This window comes from Atribacterota bacterium, assembly GCA_028703475.1.
GTDB lineage: Bacteria > Atribacterota > Phoenicimicrobiia > Phoenicimicrobiales > Stramentimicrobiaceae > JAQVMU01.
This window is the reverse complement of sequence record JAQVMU010000014.1, coordinates 1-23,051: the sequence shown is the minus strand read 5'-3', so window position 1 is coordinate 23,051 and position 23,051 is coordinate 1. Positions and strand designations below refer to the sequence as shown.

Sequence of the window (23,051 nt, the reverse complement as noted above, 5' to 3'; positions counted from 1 at the left end):
CTTACCACCCTTTCCCTTTCGTCTTTTTTAAAAGATAAACAAAGAAAGGTCCGCCAATTAAGGCAGTAAGAATTCCCAGTGGGATCTCGGCTCCAATCAGGGTACGGCTTAAATTGTCTACTACAATCATAAAGAAGGCTCCCAGGAAAAAGCTGGCTGGAATAAGAATCCGGTTGTCATTGCCCACCATCATTCTTCCGATATGCGGCATAACCAGTCCTACCCAGCCGATATTGCCACTGACGCTGATAGCCCCTGCAGTTGCAAGTGAGGCACATAAGACCATAATAATTTTTGTCAAAATATTATTGATACCCAAAGCCTGGGCTTCTTTGTCTCCCATTGACAAGACATTTATCTGCCAGCGCAGGGCGATAAGACCAATAACCCCAATAGAAATAGGAATAATTGAAAAAAGAATATCTTTATACTGGGATGTTGCCAGACTACCCATAAGCCAGAAGGTTATTGATGGTAATTTTTCAAAAGGGTCTGCCACAAATTTGGCAAAAGAAACCAATGCTGAAAAAATTGAAGATACGACCACACCGCCTAACACCAGGGTAATAGTTGGAGTGGAATGGTAAATTTGACCAATAAAAAAACTCATAGCGACTGCCAGTAAGGCAAAACCAAAGGCATAAAAATAGACCATATAATTCTGGCCATATAAAATTATTGCCAAAACCGCTCCGAAGCTTGCCCCTGAACTTACTCCCAGAATACCTGAACTGACTAATGGATTACGGAATAATCCCTGAAAGGCAGCCCCGCTGATAGCCAGGCTGCCTCCAACCATTGCACCCAGGATAGCCCTGGGCAACCTTATTTTCCAGACCACCGTATTGTAGATATCCGGAAAGTCCTGACTGATCTGAGGATTAACAGCTACTCTAAATACAGCCATTATATCAGGCCAGGTTAATGGATACCGGCCTATAAAAAGTGAGAAAAAAATCCCGATTAAAGGTAAAATAATAATCAATATCAGGAGTACACTATTCTTTTTTAATTTTAAAGCAGAAAAAATTTTTTGCATCTACATCCCGGTCATGATTTTTTTTCAGAATTATTCTATTATGCCTAAAGACATAAATTCTAAAACCAGTTCTTCCCCTAATTTTTCTCCGCTTTTTGATTCTAATTCAGGAGAAATAATTATCTGGTAAATTTTTAAAGATTCCATACCATCTTTTATAATCAGATTAATATTATTTCTCTTTTCTCTTTCAATCTGATCATCAGCCATTTCAACTTCTACAGATATTTCATTACCATCTTCTCTGTTAATAACCTTGAAACATTTACTGTTATTTTCGCTGACTTCCATATTAACCACATTCTTGCTGAAAGTGAGTTCAAGAATGATACTTCTCTGTCCTTCATCGTTTAATTCATCAGTCATGCGGAATGCTTCCAAAACCAGGGGATTCTTACCACTGTCCTGTGCCATAGTAGAAATAGTTCCTAATGTAAACACAGCAATAAGAATAACAATTAAAATGAGGCTTGATTTTTTCATACTCTGTAAATTTAAAAACATAAAACCCTCCAAAAATTTTTTTTTGATTAAAATAAAAAATCCTGTACTTTTCCCCGTACAGGATATAATTATTTCTTCTTTCCAAACACGGGGGGCTCAGCAATTTCTTGCTGGACCTGATGGTTAGCTTTCATAGGAAGACCTTTAGAAAAACTAACTCGAAGAAAATTGTACAGTATTTAATTAATTCCAGTTAATTATACACAAATAACAATTTTAGTGCAAATATATCCGCAAAATATGATTTAATATCACAACTACTTTTTTTATCTTATAGTATAGTAAAATAGATACCTGATATTGAAGCTCAGGTATCTATTTTTTCATTATTGTTTTTTTCTATTTATCAATTACTGTATCAGCTAATGACCGGGGAAGATTGTCTAAAACATCTACAACAGGTGGATTAATAACAACCTGTCCTTTGTCTTCCATTATCTCCTGACCATGTGGACTCAGGATAAATTCCACTAATCTGATTGCCTCTTGGGGATGAGGAGCATTATTGGGTATTGTTATTCCGTAAATAATAGGTAGAATATCATAATCCGGATTAACTGATGCAAATCTTTTAAAGGCCAATTTAACTTTTATATTCGAATATATTTCCTTGTATTTCTCAGAACCCAGGTTGATCTCAGTAGGAAATTCCAGAAAATCTACCCCATGCTGCTCGGCAACACTTTTATATTCGAAGCCATAATCAAGGTCACCTGACTGGATAGGAAAAAGCAATTTGATACTGGAATCCCTAATAGCCAGCCTTTCTGCCTCCAGCAGTTCCGGAATCAGTATTGTACAACCATCCTCATTCTCTTCCACTCTAACAGGATAAGAGAATCTTCCAATCACACTATGCAATATATCATCCTTATGATAAAAGAATTCTGCTAATTTTAATGCCATAAACGCCCGATAACCACAGGAATCAAAGCGTGGATCTGAAATTCCGACTTTTACCTCTGGTCTGGAAAGAATTTGATACCAGTTATCGGTATTTATCTCATCATTGTATTTGCTTTGAGGAGTGTAAGCTAATCCCAGAGTATTAGTGCCAAACTGAATACACCAATCAGCATAAGGTTGTTGACTTTCCGGAATCATTGTTTCGTACATCAGTTTCGGAATCAATGAATAGTCGGCTACTGCAACAATATCGGCAACAGGTTCTCCTGAAAAAGCTGGTAATTCGATCACATGCCGGATAACCTGAATACTTCCATGCCCTTCAACCAGGACATCAATATCAGGATTTTCTGCTTCAAAAGCCTTCTCTATTGCTCCAAAAGGAACTAATAAGCTTCCCGCTGCCTGAATCTTAACGGTTGTTTTCTCCTGACTAAATCCGGTTAAAATTAAACCAGGTATCAAAAAAATCAATATAGTGCCAAGGACAGCTTTTCTTAATAATTTTGCGGACATAATTCTTCTCCTGTTTAATGTTCAGTTCTTTTACAATTTTCTCTTATGGGAAAATTACTTTAATTTCCTTGATTTGTCCTACCTGTTCTTTTCCGGTTAAGCCTTCGCCAGCCAGTCTTAATGGCCAATAATCCTCCGGTAGTGATTCCCCGTTTAACTTATAGGCTACAATAATGTTATTTCTACGGGCAATAGCAGAAATCGGCAATGTAGCACTGAATCCGTCTTCAGCAATAATTTCTACCTCATATCCATCTTTAACCAATGAATCATTAAAGGCTTTATCTTCATGTGGATTATCATCATCTACCCGTCCGACCAACAGCCAAAGAGGAATGCCTTCCCATTCTCTGCCTTTATCGTCGATATATTTTGTACCATGACAGCCTTCAGCAGCCCCGGATTCAAAAGTAGCCCTGTCAATATCCTCGTCCCGGTCACCTCTTAGTTGTAAAACCCAGTCTTTGGGTGCGGGAACCAGCTCTATCTGCTCAACCCATTTGCTCCACCAGTGGCCATCAGTTACCTGGTTCTTCTCACTGAGGATTGCCAGTCTTAAAGGACCGCCCAGCTCAAAAGTCATCTCATCTCCATCAGTCTGGTAAGCTAAAATCATATGAAGGTCATCATGAGGCACCTCATTGAGAGAAACGGGATCATAGGTAATAAAATCATTCTCGGTTACCTGTTTATAACTGAAAGTCATGGCATACCCGTCTCTGGAGATAATCTTAACAGCTGTATCAGGATTTATGCCACCAACCATATCACATAGATCGATAACTGAGACTCCTTTTAATGCAAAAGGACCCTCAATAGCACCAGTACTGCGCATTCTCCCGCCCCAACCTTCTAAAGCAGGTAAATCTATTATTTCTTCTATTGACAATGTCTTTATAGTATCACCGGAGGTTATTTTAAGGGCAACACCCTCCTGTACTGCCAGAACACTATTTGCTGTGAATATTAGAACAAACACTACCAAAAGAAATACTGTTTTTAATTTATTAATCTTCAATTTATTTCCTCCTTATTATTTAATTCTTTAAAATCTTGACAAGTTTTTCAGTTGAAATACAAATATTCCCCCTCTCTATTTATGTATTTTCATTTCTTGTTATTAAAATTCTTAAAATAACAAAGAAAATTAATGATATTAATATTGCCAGTGCAGCAATAGGACGGGCATAGGAAAGACCAAAATTAAATCGGTCAGAGACCAAAACCGGTAATACCTTACCGCTTTTTCCCAAAAAGAAGGCATTATAGGCAATAATCATGACTGCTCCAAATTCACTAACACCCCGTCCCCACATAAGGATACAGCCTGAATAAATGTTTTTTAAGGCTAAAGGAAGAGATATATACCAGAATACCTGCCAATGTGATGCCCCATAGGTGTAAGCAGTCTCTTCTAATTCAATATCTATTGCCCTAAATCCCTCCTTTGCTGAATCAATCAAAAATGGTACACTGACAAACATCATTGCCAGAACAACCCCATTGAATGTTTGAAAAAAATCAATTCCTATTGCACTGAAAACCTTTCCTATAAAAAAATTACGACCAAATACAAAAAGTAACGCTACTCCTGCAGCAGAATGTGGAATCACAATCGGGATATCTATAATTGCCTCCAACACTCTCTTACCAAAAAAATAATGCCTTGCCAGAAGATAAGCCAGAGGCACTCCTAATAAAAAACCAAAAGCTGTTGCAGCCAGGGCAGCTATTACGGTTATACAGATAGAAAAACTTACTTCCTGGTCTAAAATTGTATGCCACAAAGTTGATATTGGAGTATAAAGAATCGTCTTTAAGGGTGGGAGAAGTATGAGTATTATGACAATGATTCCCAATATAATAAAACTTAGATAAAATATATCAATCTTTTTTTTCATCCTAATAAGCAAAACCTTTTCTTCTTTTTATTGTCATTTTTACTTTTCTATCATCAACAATTTTTCTGAAAATAAAATAGCAGTGATTTTTGATATTCTTAAAAATAAGCTATATCAAAAAACACTGCTATATATTACTGGTTTCATGATTCTCTCCTTTCCAAATACGGGAGGCATAAGTATTTCTATTTATGCCCTTAAGACTTTTTGAGCCTTGCGTTTACCGGTCATAGATTAATCCTTAGACCAGGTAAATCGAAGAGATTTATTTATTGATAAATAAAATATTTACAAAGGTGTTATTATAATAACACCTTTGTAAATTATAAATGATATTAGTATTTTGTCAACAAACAACAGATCAGACATAGAGAATAAATTTAATTATTTTCAATCATCCACAGCTATCATCACATTGCTGGCTTTAATAACGGCATATACTTCTTTACTTTTTTCTAATCCCAGGTTCTGAACAGATGATTTAGTAATTACAGAGGTTATCTCCATTCCATTGGGTAATTCAACGATTATCTCATCATTAACTGCACCCTCTTTAATCTCTTTAATAATACCTTTTAACATATTTCTGGCGCTTATTTTCATTTTAAATCACTCCTTTCTCTTTTCTTAATAATATAAATAATATGTCATTTATTGAAAATAGTAAGGTCTGGAAAATTAAGTAAAAAACTTTTTAATTCTAATCCTCCTCTGATTCTATATGAATAGTTGTTTCTACATTCAAATGGCTATTAATCTTTTGTTCCAGCCCGGTGGCAATCTCATGAGCCTGCCCAAGTTTCATTTCCTCCGGCAAGACAATATGAAAGGTTAACTCCCGGTGATCCCCATACCTATGCAGGTGGATATGGTGTAGTTTAACATTTTTGACAGTATTATCCTGTACAATTCTTTTTAATTCTCTGTTAAATTCTTCTCCCGGCTCCTCACCGATGAGTTTACTGACAGTATCACTTAATATATTATATGCTATTTTAGCAATAATCAGGGAAATAATGATTCCCATTATCCCGTCAATCCACCAGAAGTAAGGATTTAAGAAAATACCGATGATAATAATCAATGAGGCAAAAGCATCACTGCGATGATGCCATCCATCAGTAATAAGGGCTTCTGATTTGATTTTTCTGCCAATACTTATTGAGATTTGAGCCATAAATTCTTTTAACATTACAGATGCGATAAAAATAATTAGTGCTGCCTGATTATACTCAATGGACTGTCTTTGAATTATCCGGTTAACCGAATCTATAAAAAAATTAAAAGATACCAGGGAAAGTATAACTGCAATAACCAAAGATGATATAACTTCCATTCGTCCATGTCCAAAAGGGTGCTCTTTGTCCGGCGGTTTACCTGCTATTCGAAAACCAATAAACACTATAATAGTTGTTAAGGAATCAGAAAGGCCGTGCCAGGCCTCTGCCATGATGGCGACTGAATTAAGCTGCAAACCAATCCAGTATTTAAAGACTACCAGCAGGGTGTTGGCTAAAAGCACAATTAATACCAGGGTTGTCCCCTGTTTAAGCCGCTGATTATTTTGTATTAATTTATTATCCGGGTTCAATTTTAAACCTTTCTGGTTAATTAAGATTAATTTTATATACCATATTATAACAGTTGAAAAATCAATAAAACTACTATTTCTGTCAGCTCATTTGTTGCACCAATAACATCCCCGCAAATGCCCTGCATTTTAGAAAAGGAATATGAAATAAGCAGATAAGTAATAAATCCCGATAACACGAGAAAATAAAGTAAAGGGTATGATAATAAGTAATAACCGTATAGTATTGTAATAATTGTAGCCAGAATTATTTCTTTTTCTCCCAGATAAACAGTAAACATCTGTGATAGAGAATTATCCGAGGAGGCCGGTTTGCCAAAATAGCCTGCCAGAACCATAGACCATCTTCCTATAACCGGAGTTAGTAACAGTGCTTCTATTCTATAAAATGGGTGTAGTGTATATATTAATAATAGTTTTAAAAGAATCAGCAGGATTAAAGCAATAGCACCCTTTGAGCCTATTGCACCATCTTTCATAATCCGGATAATCTCTTTCTGGTTTTTGCCACCGGAGAATCCGTCTACCATATCCCCAAAGCCTTCCAGGTGCAGACCTCCGCTTAAGAATACCCATATAGTAAGTATAATTCCAGTAGATAACAAAAAATCAAATGGAGTATACTGGAGCAAATAATTAGTACCCGCCAGAATGAGGCCAATCAGGATGCCCACTATCGGGAAAAATATACTGGATTTTGAGAGGTCATCTTTAATAAAGTCTTGATTTTCAGGGATATTTCTGATAAAGAGCCAATCAACAGGCAAAACAGTAAGAAAGGAGATAGCCAATATGAATCTTCTAAAAATGTTTCTCATTATTATTTCCCTTAATCAAAAGAGGAATGCCTGTTACCATTAAATATACCTTGTCCGCATTTGAGGCAATTAACTGGTTGGCCTGTCCTAAAATATCGCGAAAAAAACGCCCCATAGCATTTTCGGGGACCAACCCTAATCCTACTTCATTGGACACGATAATAACAGTTGCGGGACATTTTAATGCTTCTGCAATAATTTCCTGAATATTTTTTATAATATTCTCAGCCAGCAAATTACTGAATACTTTTTCCTGATAATCCTGCATCAGATTGGATACCAGCAAACCGAGACAATCAACCAGTATTACATCTGTATTCTGTCCCGTTTTTGAGATAACTTTGGCTACCTGGCAGGGTTCTTCCCGGGTTTCCCAGTGTTTCGGCCGGTTTGCTTTATGACTTTCAATTCTTTGTTTCATTTCTTTATCCAGGGGCTGGGCAGTGGCAATAAAGGTTATTTTTTTACCGAAACCTTCAGCCATATTTTGCGCAAATGTACTCTTTCCACTGCGTACTCCACCGGTAATTAAAACCAGTTTGGGTAATCTTTTATTCATACATATTACTCTGAAATCTTTTTTTAAATATTTTTAAGATTCTATCAAATCATCAAATGTAGCCATTTGGTTTAAAAGTTTGAATCCTGTTTCAATAAAATTCATACCATAAACCGCTCCGGTTCCTTCTCCCAGGTGCATTTCCAAATCAAAGATTGGTCTTTTCCGGAGATTAGACAAGGCAACTTTATGACCTTTCTCTTTTGAACAATGGCTGGCAAAGAGATAATCCTCAACTATAGGAGCAATATTCACTGCCAATAGTGAACAGGCACCTGATATCAATCCATCCATAACCACCGGTATTCTTTTCGCTGCAGCGGCTAAGATACAACCTACCAGTCCGCCAATTTCAAATCCTCCTACCTTTGCCAGGACATCTATGGCATCATCAGGGTTTGGCCGGTTTATTTCAATAGCTTTTTTAATAATAGAAATCTTATGTAATACTTCTTCCGGCTTAAGCCCTGTTCCCTTATCAACTACCTTTTCTACTTTTTCACCGGTTAATACAGATATTACTGCACTGCTGGCAGTGGTATTGCCAATTCCCATTTCACCTAACCCTATTAAACCAATCTCTTTTTCCGTATAAGCCTGCTCAAAAACTTCGTATCCGTGAATAATTGATTGTTCTGCTGTTTCCCTTGACATAGCTGGTCCTACAGCCATATTTTTGGTTCCATGGTTTAATTTCTTATTAAATAAGCCTTTGATATCTGTAATATCTCCTCTTATTCCCATATCCGTAATTATTACCTCTATGCCAAAATGACGGGTGAGCACATTGATTGCAGCACCACCATTTAAGAAATTCAAAATCATCTGCCGGGTAATTTCAGATGGATATGCACTTACTTTTTCGGCAGTAACCCCGTGATCAGCTGCCATCAGAAAAATTACTTTTCTACTGAGGTCCGGTTTTGCAGTAGCATATATCCCGGCTGCTCTAGCTATTAAATTTTCTAACAACCCCAGACTTTTTCTGGGTTTGGTTAAGTTATCAAACTTTTTTAAAACTTCTTTCTCAATTTCTTTATTGACAGGTTTGATATTTTTCACTAAATCCTTGATTTTAATGTTGTTCAATTTGTTCCCCCTTCTCTTTTAATAAAGTAAGGTGGGCAATATCATTTACAGAACCAACATAAAAGCCGACATCTTTCACATACAGCAAAACATTTAGAGCAGTAGACTGTTGTCTTATATGCCATACCTTGTGCAAAGGAATATCAAGGGCTATTCCTATAATAGTCTTCGCTACTCCGCCATGACAAACAATAGCAATGGTTTTCTTTTTGTCTTCTTCATAATGTTTTTGGATTAATTTATCCAAACCGATTTGCACACGTTTTTTTAAATCAAGAAGGCTTTCTCCTTCAGGAAGGGCTAAATCGGGCTTTTTCCACCAATCACCATATTTTTTTTCTTCTTTTTCATCATCTATCTCTTCCCATTTCAATCCTTCCCAGTTTCCAAAATGGATTTCCTTGAACAAAGGTTCTTTCAGTAATGGGATATCACGATCTCCCAAAATGATTTTTGCAGTATGAATTGCTCTTTGTAAATCACTGCTATATGCAATATCGATGGTTTCTTCTTTAAGCCTGCAGGATAATTGTTCTGCCTGCCAAATTCCTTTTTCAGTTAGCCTGACATCCTGATGTCCTGAAAAACGTTTTTCAGCGTTACTTACTGTCTCCCCGTGCCGGACAATTAAAAATTTTAACATAATACCTGACCTTGCTGTTATTATAATTCTAACATCATTATATATATTAACTCTTTGTAGATACAGATAAAGACTTTATATAGATATAAGGGAAAAAGTACTGTCCGGATATCCATCTTGCTTTATCTCCTACTGCTGCAACGTCCTTTAAGACTTCAAAGGCGTTACCGGCAATCATAACATTTTTGATTCTACCGGCTATTTTGCCATTTTTAATCTTAAAGCCGAGCTGCACATTATTGGAAAATGCCCCGCTTAAGACATTACCCTGTCCCAGTCCTAAAACCTGGTCCACTATTATTCCTTCTTTAATATCCTTTATCATATCATCAAAAGAAGTTTTACCTTCAGGAACAATCAGATTGGCTACTCCCGGAGAGGGAGAAGCATGAAAACCATGTCTTATTCCATTACCGGTTGTTTTAACTCCCGCTTCACCGGCATTCTGTAAATCATAATAATAGTTTTTTAAAATACCTTTTTCAATTAAGGGCAATCTCTGCATCGGTATTCCTTCATCATCATAAGGAGCACTGCCTCCGGCATAATCTATTGTTCCATCACTATACAGGGAAAATAAGGGACTGGATACCGCAGTATCTTTTTTATCCTGTAAAGGTGATATCTTCTTATTGACCATTCTGCCATTTAAACCGCTTATAAAGGGAAGTATCAATACCAGTAATGCCTTTGGAGAAAAGATTACAGGCATAGAACCACTGCTTGCATCAACCACTTTTTCACTCCATTTTATCTTTCTTTCCAATCTTTCCCAGAGATCATCCAGAGAGAAATCTGTATTACCCCATTGCATTGATTCCATTAACATCATCATGTCATTTTCTCTGGTATCCTGAACCATAATTGAATAAGATAATCCTGTATTCTTATAACTAAATGATGCCCCTCGGGTATTTCCATATTGAATTTCTCCATCCTGCTTGGTCACTCCTGCATCACAACGCAAACCAGCATTAATTGATAATACCTGTTTTACAATCTCATCCCCTGCTGCTATCATCTCTTCAACACTTTTTTCTCTGACTGAATCATCATACAATTTTATTTTTTGCTTACCGGTAGAAGGAATTTTATCGGGAAAATCAAATTTCGCTTCCTGACCAAATTGGGCTACTTCAAGTGATTTGTTAATCATACCATCAATCTGATCCTGAGAAGTTGATGAGGAGAAGCCGATTTTTCCATCATGAATCACCCTCAATGCCCATCCTTCAGTTTCTTCCATATTAATTGATTTTAATTGATTCATCTCATATTCCACGGGAACTGTTCTATAATTTACTTTGAACAATTCACCTGCACTTGCTTTATTTTTTACTTTTTCTATTAAGTCTTGCATATTAATGACTACCCCCTACTATAACTTTCTGAATGCGAATATGAGGACTTCCAAAAGTCACCGGTAAAGGCTGTTGTCCCCCTTTTCCGCAACCGCCCCCTGATTCAACAATATTTAAATCATTACCGATACCATCAATATTGTATAGTGTATCAAACAAGTTTCCGGATAATGTAATATCTTTGATTGGCCTGGTGATTCTTCCATTTTCAATTAGATATCCTTCTCCGGCACTAAAAGTATACATTTCAAATGTGGTATTTCCACCATAAAACTGCCTTGCATAAATACCTTTTTTAATACCATTGAATAAATCTTTGTAAGGTGTTTTCCCCTGTTCAATATAAGTATTGGTCATTCTTACAATCGGTTTAAAATGATAATTTATCGTCCGGGCATTCCCGGTTAGTTCTTCCCCCATGCGGGCAGCGGTTTCCCGTGAATGGAGACGGCCGGCAAGAATTCCTTCCTTGATTAAATAATTCTTTCTGGTAGGTACGCCTTCATCATCATATTCAGATGAGCCTAACAAACCAGGCAAAGATCCGTCATCAACAACATTAAGTTCCGGTGGTCCAACTCTTTTCCCCAATTTCATTAATTCCTGCATTCTTGGATCCTCATATAAAAAATCTGCTTCACTTAAATGGCCAAAAGCTTCATGGATAAACACACCGGCTAAAACAGGATCCAATATTACAGTATATTCTCCCCCTTGAACAGGTGCTGCCTTTAAAAGATTTATTGCACGTCTGGCTGTCTTTTGTGCTATAGATGAAAGTCTTTCTGCAGAATCATATCCTTTCACACTGCCAATACTCTCACTTGCCATTTGGACATCATCACCATTACGGGCAATCGCTGCAAAATGAACACTCAGAAAAGGCTTCTCCTGCTGAATGTAAGCTCCTTCAGAATTTGCATAATAGACAGTTGTGTATCTGTCGGTATAATTTACTATGGAAGATTGTATCTTAGAATGATAATTTGTTATGATATTACTGTAATTTCTAAGCATAGAGGCTTTTTCTTTTAAACTAATCTTTCTAAAATCACGACCGCAATCAGGACGTAATATTTTAGTTACCGGTTCTGTTTTGCTAAGATAGCTTTCTTGATTACCAATTAATGTGGCAACTTCTACTGCTTTTTTTACTTTTTCCTTTAAGTCATCCCATTTGTTGAAGGTTATAAATCCCCACTTACCTTTTACCAGTGCTCTGACATTACCACCCATCTCCTGTGAACTGCTGATTTTTTCCATATCTGTTCCCTGATAACGGATATGTGTGGATTCGTATCTCTCAAGCCGGATTTCAATATAATCTGCCTGCTGGCTGTTAAGCGCTTCTACTAATATGTTTTGCATATGCTTCCTCCTGTCTCACTTAATTGCATATCCCTGATTTTATTTCAGTTTTTCTATTCTTCTATTTTTTCAATTTTTTTGTTGAAGCTTTCTTCAAATATATTTTCTTCATCCAGGAAAATAGAACGTTCCAACCACCAGACCCATTCGCTCCATTTTTTGTCTATCAGTTTATTCTGATCTTTTAGAGTAATCAGTCCATTGATCTTAGCATCAGTATCATCTGCATAATATAAGGCTACTGCCGGCAGAATACTGGGTAGTTTTGGTGAACCGAACTCAAATTTCCCGTGATGGCTTAATATGGAATGTTTTATCAGTAATGCCAGATCTTCTGGAAAATCCGGGAGCTGCTGAACTTTTTCCTGAATCATCTCTGTGCCTATTATTATATGGCCAATTAATTTCCCCTTATCAGTATATTCAATAATACCATCGAGCTGATATTCTTCAATCTTCCCGATATCATGGAGAAGAGCGGTGGCAACCAAAAAATCACGATTAACCTGTGGATAAATCTGACAGATTGATTCACAAATATTTGCTACATTGTTAGAATGCTCAGCCAGGCCTCCAATATATGCCTGGTGTAATTTCTTGGCAGCTGGTGCTCTTTTAAATTTTTCTCTAAATATTATGTCATCAAAAAAAGAAATTAAAAGCTGTTTTAGATGCTGATTTTTAATTGAGCTAATCTTTTCATCAATATCCCTCATGATTTCTTCAATATCTTTTTCGGTAGAAGGAATAAACTCTTCCCCGTCACTTACATACCCTTTGATAAGTGATTTAACGCTCAATTGAATCTGACCATTACTTCTTTTTTTACTAACCTGTCCATCAATTTCAGCGATTTTTATTTTCTCAATCAATTTAATCTTTTCCGCTGATATATCCCAATAAATCGCCTCTATTTCACCGCTTTTATCACAAATCTTTAAAAAACCATCAATTGTTTCACCATTCCTTCGCAACCTGAACTCGGCCTCTCTTATGTAAAACACTTCTTTAATCCTGTCTCCTATTTCCAGGTCAATAATTCTTTTTTTATTCTTCACTTTATAAACCTCTCCTTCATTACAAAGAAATGGACAAACAAACAATTAGAAATAATTATATACTAAAATCGGCTTTTTGAAAACAAGCAAACGGACTGCTCAATATATAATCTGATATTTTGGTCCCTTTATGTGTAATAATTCTTCTAAAAGCATTTTATATTTAATCTAATGAATCACTTTATTAATAGCCTTTGAATAATATTAGTAATATAAAAAGATATTTTCTTGACAAGCCATCGGATTTTATCTATTCTAATAAAGTGATTATTCACCGCAGTTTCTAATCATATCTGCAGGCCGAAGTGGCGGAATCGGTAGACGCGCTACGTTCAGGGCGTAGTAGGTCTTGCACCTGTGGGGGTTCAAATCCCCCCTTCGGCACCATTATTATTAAAACATACAAACCTATCAGCTTGACAATCACAGGTATCTGCCAATTCTCGAAAAGCTATTTATTAGGTTTTTTATTATAACAAATTTATAACATAAAGTGAATTAATGACACTTTGTCAAAATGATATGATATAATTTTTGCAAAATAATTATATTTTTAGAAAACCAACTATCTCCCCAATTGCAGTTAAGATTTAATAAATCAATATATAAAAAGAGGTGTTATGATGTTTATAAGACTTTATCTTATCACAGTGCCTGTTTTCTTTATTATCGATATGCTATGGTTGGGGCTGGTTGCAAAACAGTTCTATCAGAACCAAATTGGTTTTTTAATGAAAACAAATATTAACTGGATTGCAGCAATTATTTTTTATTTTCTCTTTGTTGCCGGAATAGTATTTTTTGTCCTGATGCCGAGTTTGGAAAGAAGAGATCTATTGTATCTTATTTTAACAGCAGCTTTCTACGGATTATTGACCTATGCTACCTATGATTTGACTAATCTTGCAACACTGAAAGACTGGTCTTTAATAGTCACAATAGTTGACATAATCTGGGGTATGACACTTTCTGTTTCAGTATCACTAATCTCCTATTTTATTTCCATTAAATTTATTTTATGAATATTAAGGTTTTAGGAAACAGTAATAAATATAGGAAATAGAAAAACCCCTCTTTTAAAAAAAGAGGGGTTTTTTAATCTTAAATTATCTAAAATTAAAGATTAGTAGCGTCTTCTGTTGTTATTGAAATCTCTTCTGGGTTTTTGTGGTCTTGCTTCATCAATTTTCAATGGACGACCATTAAACTCAGTATCATTCAATGCCTGCATAGCTGCTTCTGCTTCTTCTGAAGAAGACATCTCTACAAATCCAAAGCCTTTGCCTTCAATAATATTGACACTTTTGACAGTACCATGGTTAGCAAAAAGCTCTTCAAGTTGTTCGTTGTTCACAGAATAATTTAAATTCCCTACATATACTTTACTACCTTGCATATCTTTTCCTCCTTTTTTCTTATTCTTCAGTAACATTAAATTTAGAGGTAAAATATGACAAGATATCTGGGACTCTATTTTTATATTACTGTAAATCAATTCTAATAAAGAATTGATTTCACCTATTGCTAAGTGACTACACAAGTATACACTATTTCTACATAATGTCAAATATTTATTTACCAGGCATCATTTAGTCAGAATCAGGATTATTTTCATCATTATTTTCATCATTATTGCCCTGTGTTAATCCGGACAATACTGACACCCTTACAATAATACCCAACAGTTTATTATTTTCGCTAACAACAGCAATAGGATATTTGCTTTCAATTGCCTTTGGAATAAGATCCTGTACATAAGTCTCTTCGTCAGTGGTAAAATAATCCTGTTTTATGATATCAAATAATTTTTTCTTTGTTTTGACTGCTTCAACAGCATCATCGATAGTAACGATTCCTTCTAATCTACGATTTTCTCCGACTACAAATACACTGGAAATGCCATTTGATTCCATTTCCCTGATTGCAACTTTGAGTCCTTGTGTATTTTTTACTAAAGCACCAGGCTTAAACATAATATGCTTAGCCTGTAATACTTTTGAACGATCAATATCTCTAACAAAATCCTCAATATAGGCATTTGAAGGGTTATTTAAAATATCTTCAGCGGTTCCTATTTGAACAATTTCAGCATCTTTCATTACTGCAACTCTGTCACCTAACTTAAAGGCTTCATTAACATCATGAGTTATAAATACTATTGTTTTTTGCAGTTTTGACTGAATATCAAGCAATTCCAGCTGCATATCTCTTCTGATTAACGGGTCAAGGGCACTGAATGGCTCATCCATCAATAAAATATCCGGATTATTAGCAAGTGCTCTGGCTAAACCTACTCTTTGCTGCATTCCCCCGCTTAATTCGGTAATATACTTATCCTCCCATCCGGAAAGACCTACTGACTCTATTGTTTCCATGGCAATTTTTTTTCTTTCCTCTGATGGCATACCTTTTACTTCCAAACCATATTCCACATTACCTAAAACAGTCCGATGGTTCAGTAGGCCAAAGTTTTGGAACACCATGGTAGCCTTTGTTTGTCTGTATTCACGTAATTGTTGCTTATTATACTTCACTATATTTTCATTATCGACAAATATGCTTCCCTTGGTGGGAACATTAATCATATTTAAGCATCTTATTAGTGTAGATTTGCCGCTTCCGGAAAGACCCATAATGACAAATATTTCTCCATCATTAACTGAAAAAGAGGCATTTCTAACCCCAACAGTATGTCCTGTATCTTTGAAAATTTTGTCTTTTGACTGGTTTTTTTTAATTCTCTTGAGTATTTCTTTGGGATTTTTCCCGAATATTTTTGTTAAGTTCTCAACTTTTATTTTTACGCTCATGGTAAGCTCCTTAAAATTCCGGTTTATTTTTTTCTTATTTGGGATATTTATACTTATTTGCAATTCCCTGAGTAATTCTATCAATAATGATAGCTAAAAACACAATGCTTATCCCGGCTTCAAATCCCATTCCGATATCGATTCTATTAATAGCCTGCAAAACATTTAAGCCCAGTCCCTGGGCGCCAATCATTGAAGAAATAACTACCATTGACATTGCCAGCATTGTTGTCTGGTTGATTCCCATCATAATAGTCGGAAAAGCCTGGGGTAATTCAATTTTAGTTAAAATTTGCCAGGTCGTTGAACCGAAAGCATGTCCTGCTTCTACCATCTCCCTGGAAACCCCCTTTATAGCCAGATCAGTCAGACGGATTGCCGGAGGGGTTGCATATACAACTGTTGCGAATACTGCAGGAACAGTCCCTAATCCAAACAGCATGATTGCAGGAATCAGGTAAACAAAACTTGGCATGGTCTGCATAGCATCGAGAATTGGTTTAACAATAGTTTCCAATCTCTCGTTATAAGCGACCAGTATACCTAATGGCACACCTATAAGGCCTGCAATAACAACTGCTACCAGTACTACTGATAAAGTCAGCATCATTTCTTCCCAAAGACCCATAACACCAATCAGAAATATTAAACCAGCAAAAGTAACTCCTGATTTCCAGTTCCTGATTTTCCATCCTAAAATAAACACAATTATAATAAAAACCGGCCAGGGAATCCATAAAAACAATCCCCTGGTTTGCAGTAAAAACCACAAAATGCCATCCTTGATAGCATCAAAGACGGCAGAATAATTTTGAACAATCCATCTAACAAAATTTCCTACGTGTTTGCCAAAATTTATTTGCCATGCTTCGGGAAAATTTAAAAACATATTTGTCATCTTTAGATAATGTTGCCTGCTTTAATTAGGTACAATTAAGGCAGGCAACTTTCCTTTCTACAATTTATAATCTAGTAATTTTGGAACTTCTATATTTGACGTTAAATACAACTATTTTTATTAATTATAAAATTTATTATAATACTTGACAATAAAAATTATAATGATTCTTTTACTTTCTGAGCAATATCTTCAGGAACCCATTCAGTCCAGATATCTTCTCTTGTCTTCAAGAACCACATAGCTGCATCTTCCTCATCAGTTTCATTTTCCATCATATAAGCCAAGGCTTCATTGGTTAATTGTTCACTGGTGCGATATTTGCCTAAAAATTCCGCCAACTCAGGAGCTCTTTCCGGAAAATTAGAATTTGCAGCTATGGTAATTTGCATAGCCTCAAATTCACAGGCATAACCATTATTCCAGAGCTCTTCACTGTAGGGCTCATCTTCCAAAAGTGTCATGTCCATCATTCCCATAACCCAGGTAGGTTCCCAGTAATAAGCAACAATAGGTTCTCCTCTTTCGTAAGATGAAACAATAGCTGCTGCTAAAGCAGTATCTGATCCAGGGCTGAAATAGTTATAGTATTCATCAAGACCATAGGTTTCAACTTTTGTTCTCATGATTTCATCAACAGCCCATCCTGGAGGTGAACCGTATATTCTACCTTTAGATCTATCCTCTTCGTCTTCAAAAACCTGCCAGTAATCAGCCAGGTCTTTTACTGTTCTTAATCCGGGAGCCATTGGTTCTATACCCCGTTCAGAATCTCCTTCAATTACAAAAGTGGGTACATATAAACCCTGTGTATTACCATCAAAATTAATGCCCAACTCTACAACATCACCGGAATCAATTGCTTCTTGATAAATTTCGGCTATATTACTGGTCCACATCTCCATTTGAACATCAATATCTCCCTGTCTCATACCTAACAATGCAACCGGTGTTGATCCGGAAACCATATCCATGGTGTACCCATAGCCTTCTTCCATTATGATTCCGGCAACATAGCTGTGGAAACGAATACTTTCCCATCCTGCATCCCCAAAAACAACTGTTCCCTTTGCCATTGTACTAATTCCAAAACTTAGTACTAAACCTGCTATAACCAAAACGGTTATAAGAATGTTAAAATAATTTTTTTTCAAATTCTTTCACCTTCCTTTTATTTTTAATTCACAGTCTTCCTGCGAATTTTTGTTAATTAAACCAGAATAATACTTATAATTCTATAGTTATTATTTGATTACAAATCTTTAGACTTGTAATGATTTTCAAGATAAACTAACGGATAATTTCATCCAGCACTGAGGTAGCCAAAGAAGCAATATGATTTGATAATTAGAGACTATGTGTAATAACTATATATATTTTTAGCTTATATTTTTATATTTTTATTCTGAAATAATAACTCGTGTACTTATTATATCGAATATAAGCTATTTGTCAACCTTTACAGCTCATTACATTTATTTAGTATTCTATAAATGAAAAGGAAGAGTTAGCAGGATAGACCTGGGCATCCTGGTTTATACCTCTTAGTAATTCAACAACATGTTCGTATATTTCGTTGATGGTAATTTTGCTATCGGTATTAAAATCAGCCGGGAAAGGTGGGAAAAAATCATTGTATCCACAACCGTCACATATCGAAGCAGAGAAGTATCCGAAAGGATTGCCATCAACCGGATGATAAAGAGTTTCATAGCAAAGTTGATTGCTAGAGGCTGAAGTTATTACTTTAAATGAGTTTTTTGCGAGGTTATCCTTGCTTAATTGCAAGTCATATTTTTCAAAGGAATTTATTATATTATCATTATACTGTTTAGTATCATTTATCTCCATTCTGCGAGTAGCAACATAAGCATCTTTTCCAATAAATCCCCCAGAAAAGCAGGAATCAAGGATTACGACTTTGGTTCCGGGAATCATGCTAAGAGCTGATGCCAGATCATCTGCACTGATATCATTATATTCATCACCTGCATCAGCATCATAAGGCAAGATAGTGCTTATATTTCCATTACCGCCCCAACCATGCCCTGAAAAATAGAAATATGAAACATCATTCTGGTCTGCTTCAGAAAAAGATGATGTAATCGCCTGCAGTATATTATTTCGGGTAGCCTGACTGCCAAGAAGGACATCTATGCTGTTGAAAGTGTGCTCCTCATCGCCAAAACGTGAATTTTCAAAAACCTCAGTAATTCTCTCAACATCATACGAAGGTGCGCGTAAATCAGTTATACCGGGATCTTTATAATCATTAACACCCACACATAAGGCCCTATAAGTCACAACCGGCAGTAATTCAAAATGTACAGATGTAACTTGCTTTTGAAATACTTCTACTAATTCTTCCCTGGTAATAGCTTTTTCCTCTAAGTTTACTTTGATTGAATAAGAACCGGAAAAAATATTTGAAATCATTGCTGGTGTTTCTTTGTTTGTATCTTCACCATTAAGATATATTTTTGCCCCGGAAGGCTCACTGGTTACATAAATAGAGCCTTTGGGGATAAAAATACAGCCATTTAATGTAATTAATAGTGCTAAAAACAATAAACATGATATTACAATAGTTTTATAGGGAAATTTTTTCTTCTTAAATTTGTACATTTTTACCTCTTTATAATTTATATTATTTATATATTATGCAACCAAATCAAATGGCTTATCTTTTAAAACATGAACCTTTCAATCAAGCCTGTCTTTGTGCTTAAAAATACAAATGTTGTACCAAAATCTGAATCCCAATTAGTATTAGTATTATTCCACCAGTCAGCTCAGCATATCTTTCAACCAAACATCCCAGTATTTTACCAATTTTTACACCTATCAGTGAAAAAAGAAAAGTGATTATTCCGATAGTAATAATAATTGGTGTAATATTAATATTTAATAATGAAATACCGACACCTGCAATAAAAGCATCAATACTTACTGCAATTGCCAGAAATATTAGCACTGATATTTTATTAAAATCAATGGGTTTGCATTTTTTTTTGTCCTTAAAGGACTCATGAATCATCCTTCCTCCTATTATTGACAGGAGCACAAATGCAACCCAGTGGTCATAGTTTACTATATAATGGCTGACACTTTGTCCCAGCCACCATCCAAGAAAAGGCATTATCATTTGAAAAAGAGCAAATAATAATGCAATCCTGAAAGCATATAAAAAATGTACATTTGATGAAACTATGCCGCCTGAAATAGAAACAGCAAACGCATCCATAGCTAAACCAATTGCCAGGAAAAGCATCGACAGAAAAGACATCACTAACACCTGCTGTTTTAATATTATATAATTATAAATTATAGATATATAGTGTTATCCATCCTTATAATTTCCCATAGAAAGTTTTTTATTATTATGGATAATAACTATTTTAATAAATGAATATTATGATTTTAACAAATATTACATCTCAGGTCTATTTTTTTAATAAAACATTTTGCCATGCTATACTAATGAAAGATATAGGGGGTTAATATCATGAATTGGATTATTTTTTTTATCGGTAAAAACTGGGCTCAGCGAATTATCATACTGGGAGCTTTTGTATTATATCTGTATTTATTTATAAATAAACCGGAAGCTGCCAGGAAAAGTTTCACAGAAGCTCTTGGCTCATTCTTCAGCCTTCTTCCACTGATATTTGCAGCAATGTTGATTGCTCAGGCAATAAATATTTTACTACCTGATGAATTGATTATTCAATGGTTTGGCAAGGAAAGTGGCTTGAAGGGGATTATTAGCGGAGGTATTCTGGCAGGATTATTGCAGGGTGGACCATACGCAGTATATCCTATTATTCATTCTCTCCTCCAGAAAGGAGCGCATGTAAGTATAATCATAACCATGCTTATTGGTTATGGAGCAATTGGACTAAGTCGCATTGCTTATGATTTTATTTTTTTCGAACCATACATTTTTGGATTAAGGCTTTTATTTGCTATTCCATTAACGATTATTTCAGGGGTTATCCTGTATTTTGTATTATAGATTTGACAATAAACATAAAACTTCTATAAGATGAAACAAAAGCTATGATTTTTTATTAAAATTCTTTTATTTTTTCTTTTTAAAAATTAAACAAACTGTTAATTGTTAAATATATATTAAACCGGGGTAATTTTAAATAAATATGAATTATAGTAGCTCTAAACAAGAAAAGCAGAATACTCACAAATTTAAACCAAGAATTCCGAATAAAGGTCAAATCTCAACTTGGAATATCTTTTTGTCTATTCTTTTAATAGCTCTCTCCTACTATCTGTTTAAGTACAGTAATATAGACAATATACTAATAGCAGCATTACTTGCATTAATAGGAATAGGTATCGAAATGTTCAGCCATCTGTTTACCTATTCCCTGACACTAATTCAATCAATTCCTCACATTGGCCCGATAATTACAAAGGTAATTACCTGGCCAATATTTGTTACGCTCAATGTTGCTGCTTATTTTGTCTCTTTAATTGTAATTCGCTTTAAAGGAATAGCAATGGTTAAAGATGCCAGAATTCTTACTACCATTTTTTTAATCGGTTTATTGGTAGGCTTTATTCTGGGACGTTTATTTTGATTTAAAGTTAAGCTCTTTCAGATGTTCAAGTCCATTATTTTCTGCAAATACACATGCATTCTGGAGTGCATTTTTAATGGTTTCTGCTTTGGATCTGCCGTGACAGATAAAACACAGACCGTTTACACCTAAAAGCGGAGCTCCTCCATAGGTTTTGTAACTTCTTTTTTGGGAATATTCAGTGAATTTTTCTTTTAACATTTTTATAGTATTGTCTTCAGGAAGATTTCTTAAGATGCTTACCTTAAAATCTGTCATAAACATACTTGCAAGTCCTTCAGCTGTTTTTAAAATAATATTCCCTACAAAACCGTCACAAACAATCACATCAGCATTACCCATAAAAATATCTCTTCCCTCAATATTGCCAATAAAGTTTATATCTGACCTTTTTGACAGTAATGTATATGTTTCTCTGCTGAGACGATTTCCTTTATTTTTTTCTTCACCAATATTTACCAATGCTACTTTTGGGTCTTCTATTCCTAATTCATGTCTGGCATAAGAAGATCCCATTAATGCGAAATGAACCAGATGAACCGGTCTGCAGTCAACATTAGCACCTATATCCAAAAGAACCTTATGGCCCTTTAAACTCGGTATGATACCTGCGATTGCCGGACGTCGTATATTCGGAATGCAACCTAATTTTAAAAGTGCCGCAGCCATAACTGCACCGCTGTTACCTGCAGATACAAATGCCTCAACTTTTCCTTCTTTAATTAAATCCATCCCAACCATTATTGAAGAGTTCTTTTTCCCTTTAATAATTTCTGTGGGAAGGGCATTCCCTGCTATTTTATCAGGACAATCAATTATCTCGAATTTTCCGGTATCAAAAGGGTATTTTTTTATTCCTTCTTCTATTAATCTCTTTTCTCCTAAAAGTGTAATTTCACATTTATTAAACTGTAAAAAGAGTGAAGCTCCTTTTACAGTTTCTTCAGGGCTATAATCACCACCCATAATATCCAGTGCAATTTTCAAATACAATCTCCCCCTTTATTACCTGCTTATAATAACAGGTAAAATAAATAATGTTTTTATTATAATGATTGTAACACTGAATATCAAAAAAACAAGAAAAAATTTTATTCACCTTTATATTCTATCTGATATACTGGCAGTTTAATCTCTAAAATCAAAAGATTAATAATCAGCAAACTAATGTAGATTATAATATAAATCAACTACAACTGGTATTCAAACTAATACTCTTCACCTAAATCCCTTTCAACAATATGTTCTTTAATGATATCTATTACTTCTTTTTCCCATTCCTTTATTTCTTCCATTTCTTCTTCCTTTCATTTTTCCATCATTTCTGTGACTTTTTGGATTCTTTTTTGAATATACAAGTAATATAAATGGGAAAATGGAAACCTTTTTTTT

24 protein-coding genes, 1 tRNA gene and 2 riboswitches are annotated in these 23,051 nt (G+C 35.1%); of the genes, 4 read left to right on the top strand and 21 right to left on the bottom strand.

Annotated features, from left to right (window positions below):
- Position 1 precedes the first annotated feature (1 nt).
- The 14 genes from PHQ99_03085 to PHQ99_03020 form a co-directional block, all read right to left on the bottom strand.
- On the bottom strand, positions 2–1,039 hold the full coding sequence (locus PHQ99_03085) for an iron ABC transporter permease (GenBank protein MDD4288561.1): 1,038 nt from the start codon (positions 1,037–1,039) through the stop codon (positions 2–4).
- Positions 1,040–1,069: 30 nt separating this feature from the next.
- Positions 1,070–1,543 (bottom strand): hypothetical protein, encoded by a 474-nt coding sequence (locus PHQ99_03080; GenBank protein ID MDD4288560.1) that lies wholly within the window; start codon positions 1,541–1,543, stop codon positions 1,070–1,072.
- A 58-nt stretch (positions 1,544–1,601) separates the two neighbouring features.
- Positions 1,602–1,719, bottom strand: a riboswitch (molybdenum cofactor riboswitch).
- 163 nt (positions 1,720–1,882) lie between these two features.
- On the bottom strand, positions 1,883–2,965 hold the full coding sequence (gene wtpA / locus PHQ99_03075; GenBank protein MDD4288559.1) for a tungstate ABC transporter substrate-binding protein WtpA: 1,083 nt from the start codon (positions 2,963–2,965) through the stop codon (positions 1,883–1,885).
- A 43-nt stretch (positions 2,966–3,008) separates the two neighbouring features.
- Positions 3,009–3,983, bottom strand: a complete 975-nt coding sequence (locus PHQ99_03070) for a molybdopterin-dependent oxidoreductase (GenBank protein ID MDD4288558.1) — start codon at positions 3,981–3,983, stop codon at positions 3,009–3,011.
- Positions 3,984–4,062: 79 nt separating this feature from the next.
- The gene (locus PHQ99_03065) at positions 4,063–4,866 is read right to left on the bottom strand and encodes an ABC transporter permease (protein MDD4288557.1); all 804 of its coding nucleotides are present in this window, start codon (positions 4,864–4,866) and stop codon (positions 4,063–4,065) included.
- A 137-nt stretch (positions 4,867–5,003) separates the two neighbouring features.
- Positions 5,004–5,139: riboswitch (molybdenum cofactor riboswitch) on the bottom strand.
- A 117-nt stretch (positions 5,140–5,256) separates the two neighbouring features.
- Entirely contained in the window at positions 5,257–5,469 is a 213-nt protein-coding gene (locus tag PHQ99_03060; GenBank protein MDD4288556.1) for a molybdopterin-binding protein, read from the bottom strand.
- A gap of 97 nt (positions 5,470–5,566) precedes the next feature.
- Positions 5,567–6,457: a cation diffusion facilitator family transporter gene (locus tag PHQ99_03055; protein MDD4288555.1), complete on the bottom strand. Its 891-nt coding sequence runs from the start codon at positions 6,455–6,457 to the stop codon at positions 5,567–5,569.
- A gap of 44 nt (positions 6,458–6,501) precedes the next feature.
- Positions 6,502–7,275 carry an adenosylcobinamide-GDP ribazoletransferase gene (gene cobS / locus PHQ99_03050; protein MDD4288554.1) on the bottom strand — a complete coding sequence of 258 codons (774 nt, stop codon included), beginning with the start codon at positions 7,273–7,275 and terminating at the stop codon, positions 6,502–6,504.
- Positions 7,259–7,834, bottom strand: coding sequence for a bifunctional adenosylcobinamide kinase/adenosylcobinamide-phosphate guanylyltransferase (gene cobU / locus PHQ99_03045; protein MDD4288553.1), 576 nt, complete (start codon positions 7,832–7,834; stop codon positions 7,259–7,261). Before cobU ends, cobS begins: the two co-directional genes overlap by 17 nt.
- A gap of 33 nt (positions 7,835–7,867) precedes the next feature.
- The gene (gene cobT / locus PHQ99_03040; protein ID MDD4288552.1) at positions 7,868–8,923 is read right to left on the bottom strand and encodes a nicotinate-nucleotide--dimethylbenzimidazole phosphoribosyltransferase; all 1,056 of its coding nucleotides are present in this window, start codon (positions 8,921–8,923) and stop codon (positions 7,868–7,870) included.
- Positions 8,910–9,566, bottom strand: a complete 657-nt coding sequence (locus tag PHQ99_03035; GenBank protein MDD4288551.1) for a histidine phosphatase family protein — start codon at positions 9,564–9,566, stop codon at positions 8,910–8,912. The genes cobT and PHQ99_03035 overlap by 14 nt, the downstream gene beginning before the upstream one ends.
- Positions 9,567–9,612: 46 nt before the next feature.
- Complete coding sequence (locus tag PHQ99_03030; protein MDD4288550.1) at positions 9,613–10,926, bottom strand: TldD/PmbA family protein; 1,314 nt, start codon at positions 10,924–10,926, stop codon at positions 9,613–9,615.
- Position 10,927: 1 nt separating this feature from the next.
- Positions 10,928–12,295 (bottom strand): TldD/PmbA family protein, encoded by a 1,368-nt coding sequence (locus PHQ99_03025; protein MDD4288549.1) that lies wholly within the window; start codon positions 12,293–12,295, stop codon positions 10,928–10,930.
- A 53-nt stretch (positions 12,296–12,348) separates the two neighbouring features.
- Complete coding sequence (locus PHQ99_03020; GenBank protein MDD4288548.1) at positions 12,349–13,353, bottom strand: CRISPR-associated endonuclease Cas3''; 1,005 nt, start codon at positions 13,351–13,353, stop codon at positions 12,349–12,351.
- A gap of 299 nt (positions 13,354–13,652) precedes the next feature.
- Here PHQ99_03020 and PHQ99_03015 point away from each other — a divergent pair.
- A tRNA-Leu gene (locus PHQ99_03015) sits at positions 13,653–13,740 on the top strand.
- A 236-nt stretch (positions 13,741–13,976) separates the two neighbouring features.
- A complete protein-coding gene (locus PHQ99_03010; GenBank protein MDD4288547.1) occupies positions 13,977–14,375 on the top strand; it encodes a DUF2177 family protein in 399 nt (132 codons plus the stop codon).
- A gap of 101 nt (positions 14,376–14,476) precedes the next feature.
- On the opposite strand, the gene PHQ99_03005 is transcribed toward PHQ99_03010, so the two are convergent.
- The 6 genes from PHQ99_03005 to PHQ99_02980 all read right to left on the bottom strand — a co-directional run bounded on the left by PHQ99_03005 (position 14,477) and on the right by PHQ99_02980 (position 20,347).
- A complete protein-coding gene (locus PHQ99_03005) occupies positions 14,477–14,749 on the bottom strand; it encodes an RNA-binding protein (protein MDD4288546.1) in 273 nt (90 codons plus the stop codon).
- Between the two features lie 193 nt (positions 14,750–14,942).
- Complete coding sequence (locus tag PHQ99_03000; protein MDD4288545.1) at positions 14,943–16,163, bottom strand: glycine betaine/L-proline ABC transporter ATP-binding protein; 1,221 nt, start codon at positions 16,161–16,163, stop codon at positions 14,943–14,945.
- Positions 16,164–16,197: 34 nt separating this feature from the next.
- On the bottom strand, positions 16,198–17,052 hold the full coding sequence (locus tag PHQ99_02995; protein MDD4288544.1) for a proline/glycine betaine ABC transporter permease: 855 nt from the start codon (positions 17,050–17,052) through the stop codon (positions 16,198–16,200).
- A 167-nt stretch (positions 17,053–17,219) separates the two neighbouring features.
- Positions 17,220–18,215, bottom strand: coding sequence for an ABC transporter substrate-binding protein (locus tag PHQ99_02990; GenBank protein MDD4288543.1), 996 nt, complete (start codon positions 18,213–18,215; stop codon positions 17,220–17,222).
- A gap of 325 nt (positions 18,216–18,540) precedes the next feature.
- Positions 18,541–19,686 carry a caspase family protein gene (locus PHQ99_02985; protein MDD4288542.1) on the bottom strand — a complete coding sequence of 382 codons (1,146 nt, stop codon included), beginning with the start codon at positions 19,684–19,686 and terminating at the stop codon, positions 18,541–18,543.
- Between the two features lie 100 nt (positions 19,687–19,786).
- Complete coding sequence (locus PHQ99_02980) at positions 19,787–20,347, bottom strand: manganese efflux pump MntP family protein (protein ID MDD4288541.1); 561 nt, start codon at positions 20,345–20,347, stop codon at positions 19,787–19,789.
- Between the two features lie 219 nt (positions 20,348–20,566).
- On the opposite strand from PHQ99_02980, the gene PHQ99_02975 reads away from it, so the two are divergent.
- Positions 20,567–21,076 carry a hypothetical protein gene (locus PHQ99_02975; protein MDD4288540.1) on the top strand — a complete coding sequence of 170 codons (510 nt, stop codon included), beginning with the start codon at positions 20,567–20,569 and terminating at the stop codon, positions 21,074–21,076.
- A 238-nt stretch (positions 21,077–21,314) separates the two neighbouring features.
- The gene (locus PHQ99_02970; protein MDD4288539.1) at positions 21,315–21,659 is read left to right on the top strand and encodes a hypothetical protein; all 345 of its coding nucleotides are present in this window, start codon (positions 21,315–21,317) and stop codon (positions 21,657–21,659) included.
- Here the strand turns inward: PHQ99_02970 and plsX are convergent.
- On the bottom strand, positions 21,651–22,646 hold the full coding sequence (plsX, locus tag PHQ99_02965) for a phosphate acyltransferase PlsX (GenBank protein MDD4288538.1): 996 nt from the start codon (positions 22,644–22,646) through the stop codon (positions 21,651–21,653). The genes PHQ99_02970 and plsX overlap by 9 nt on opposite strands.
- Between the last annotated feature and the right edge of the window lie 405 nt (positions 22,647–23,051).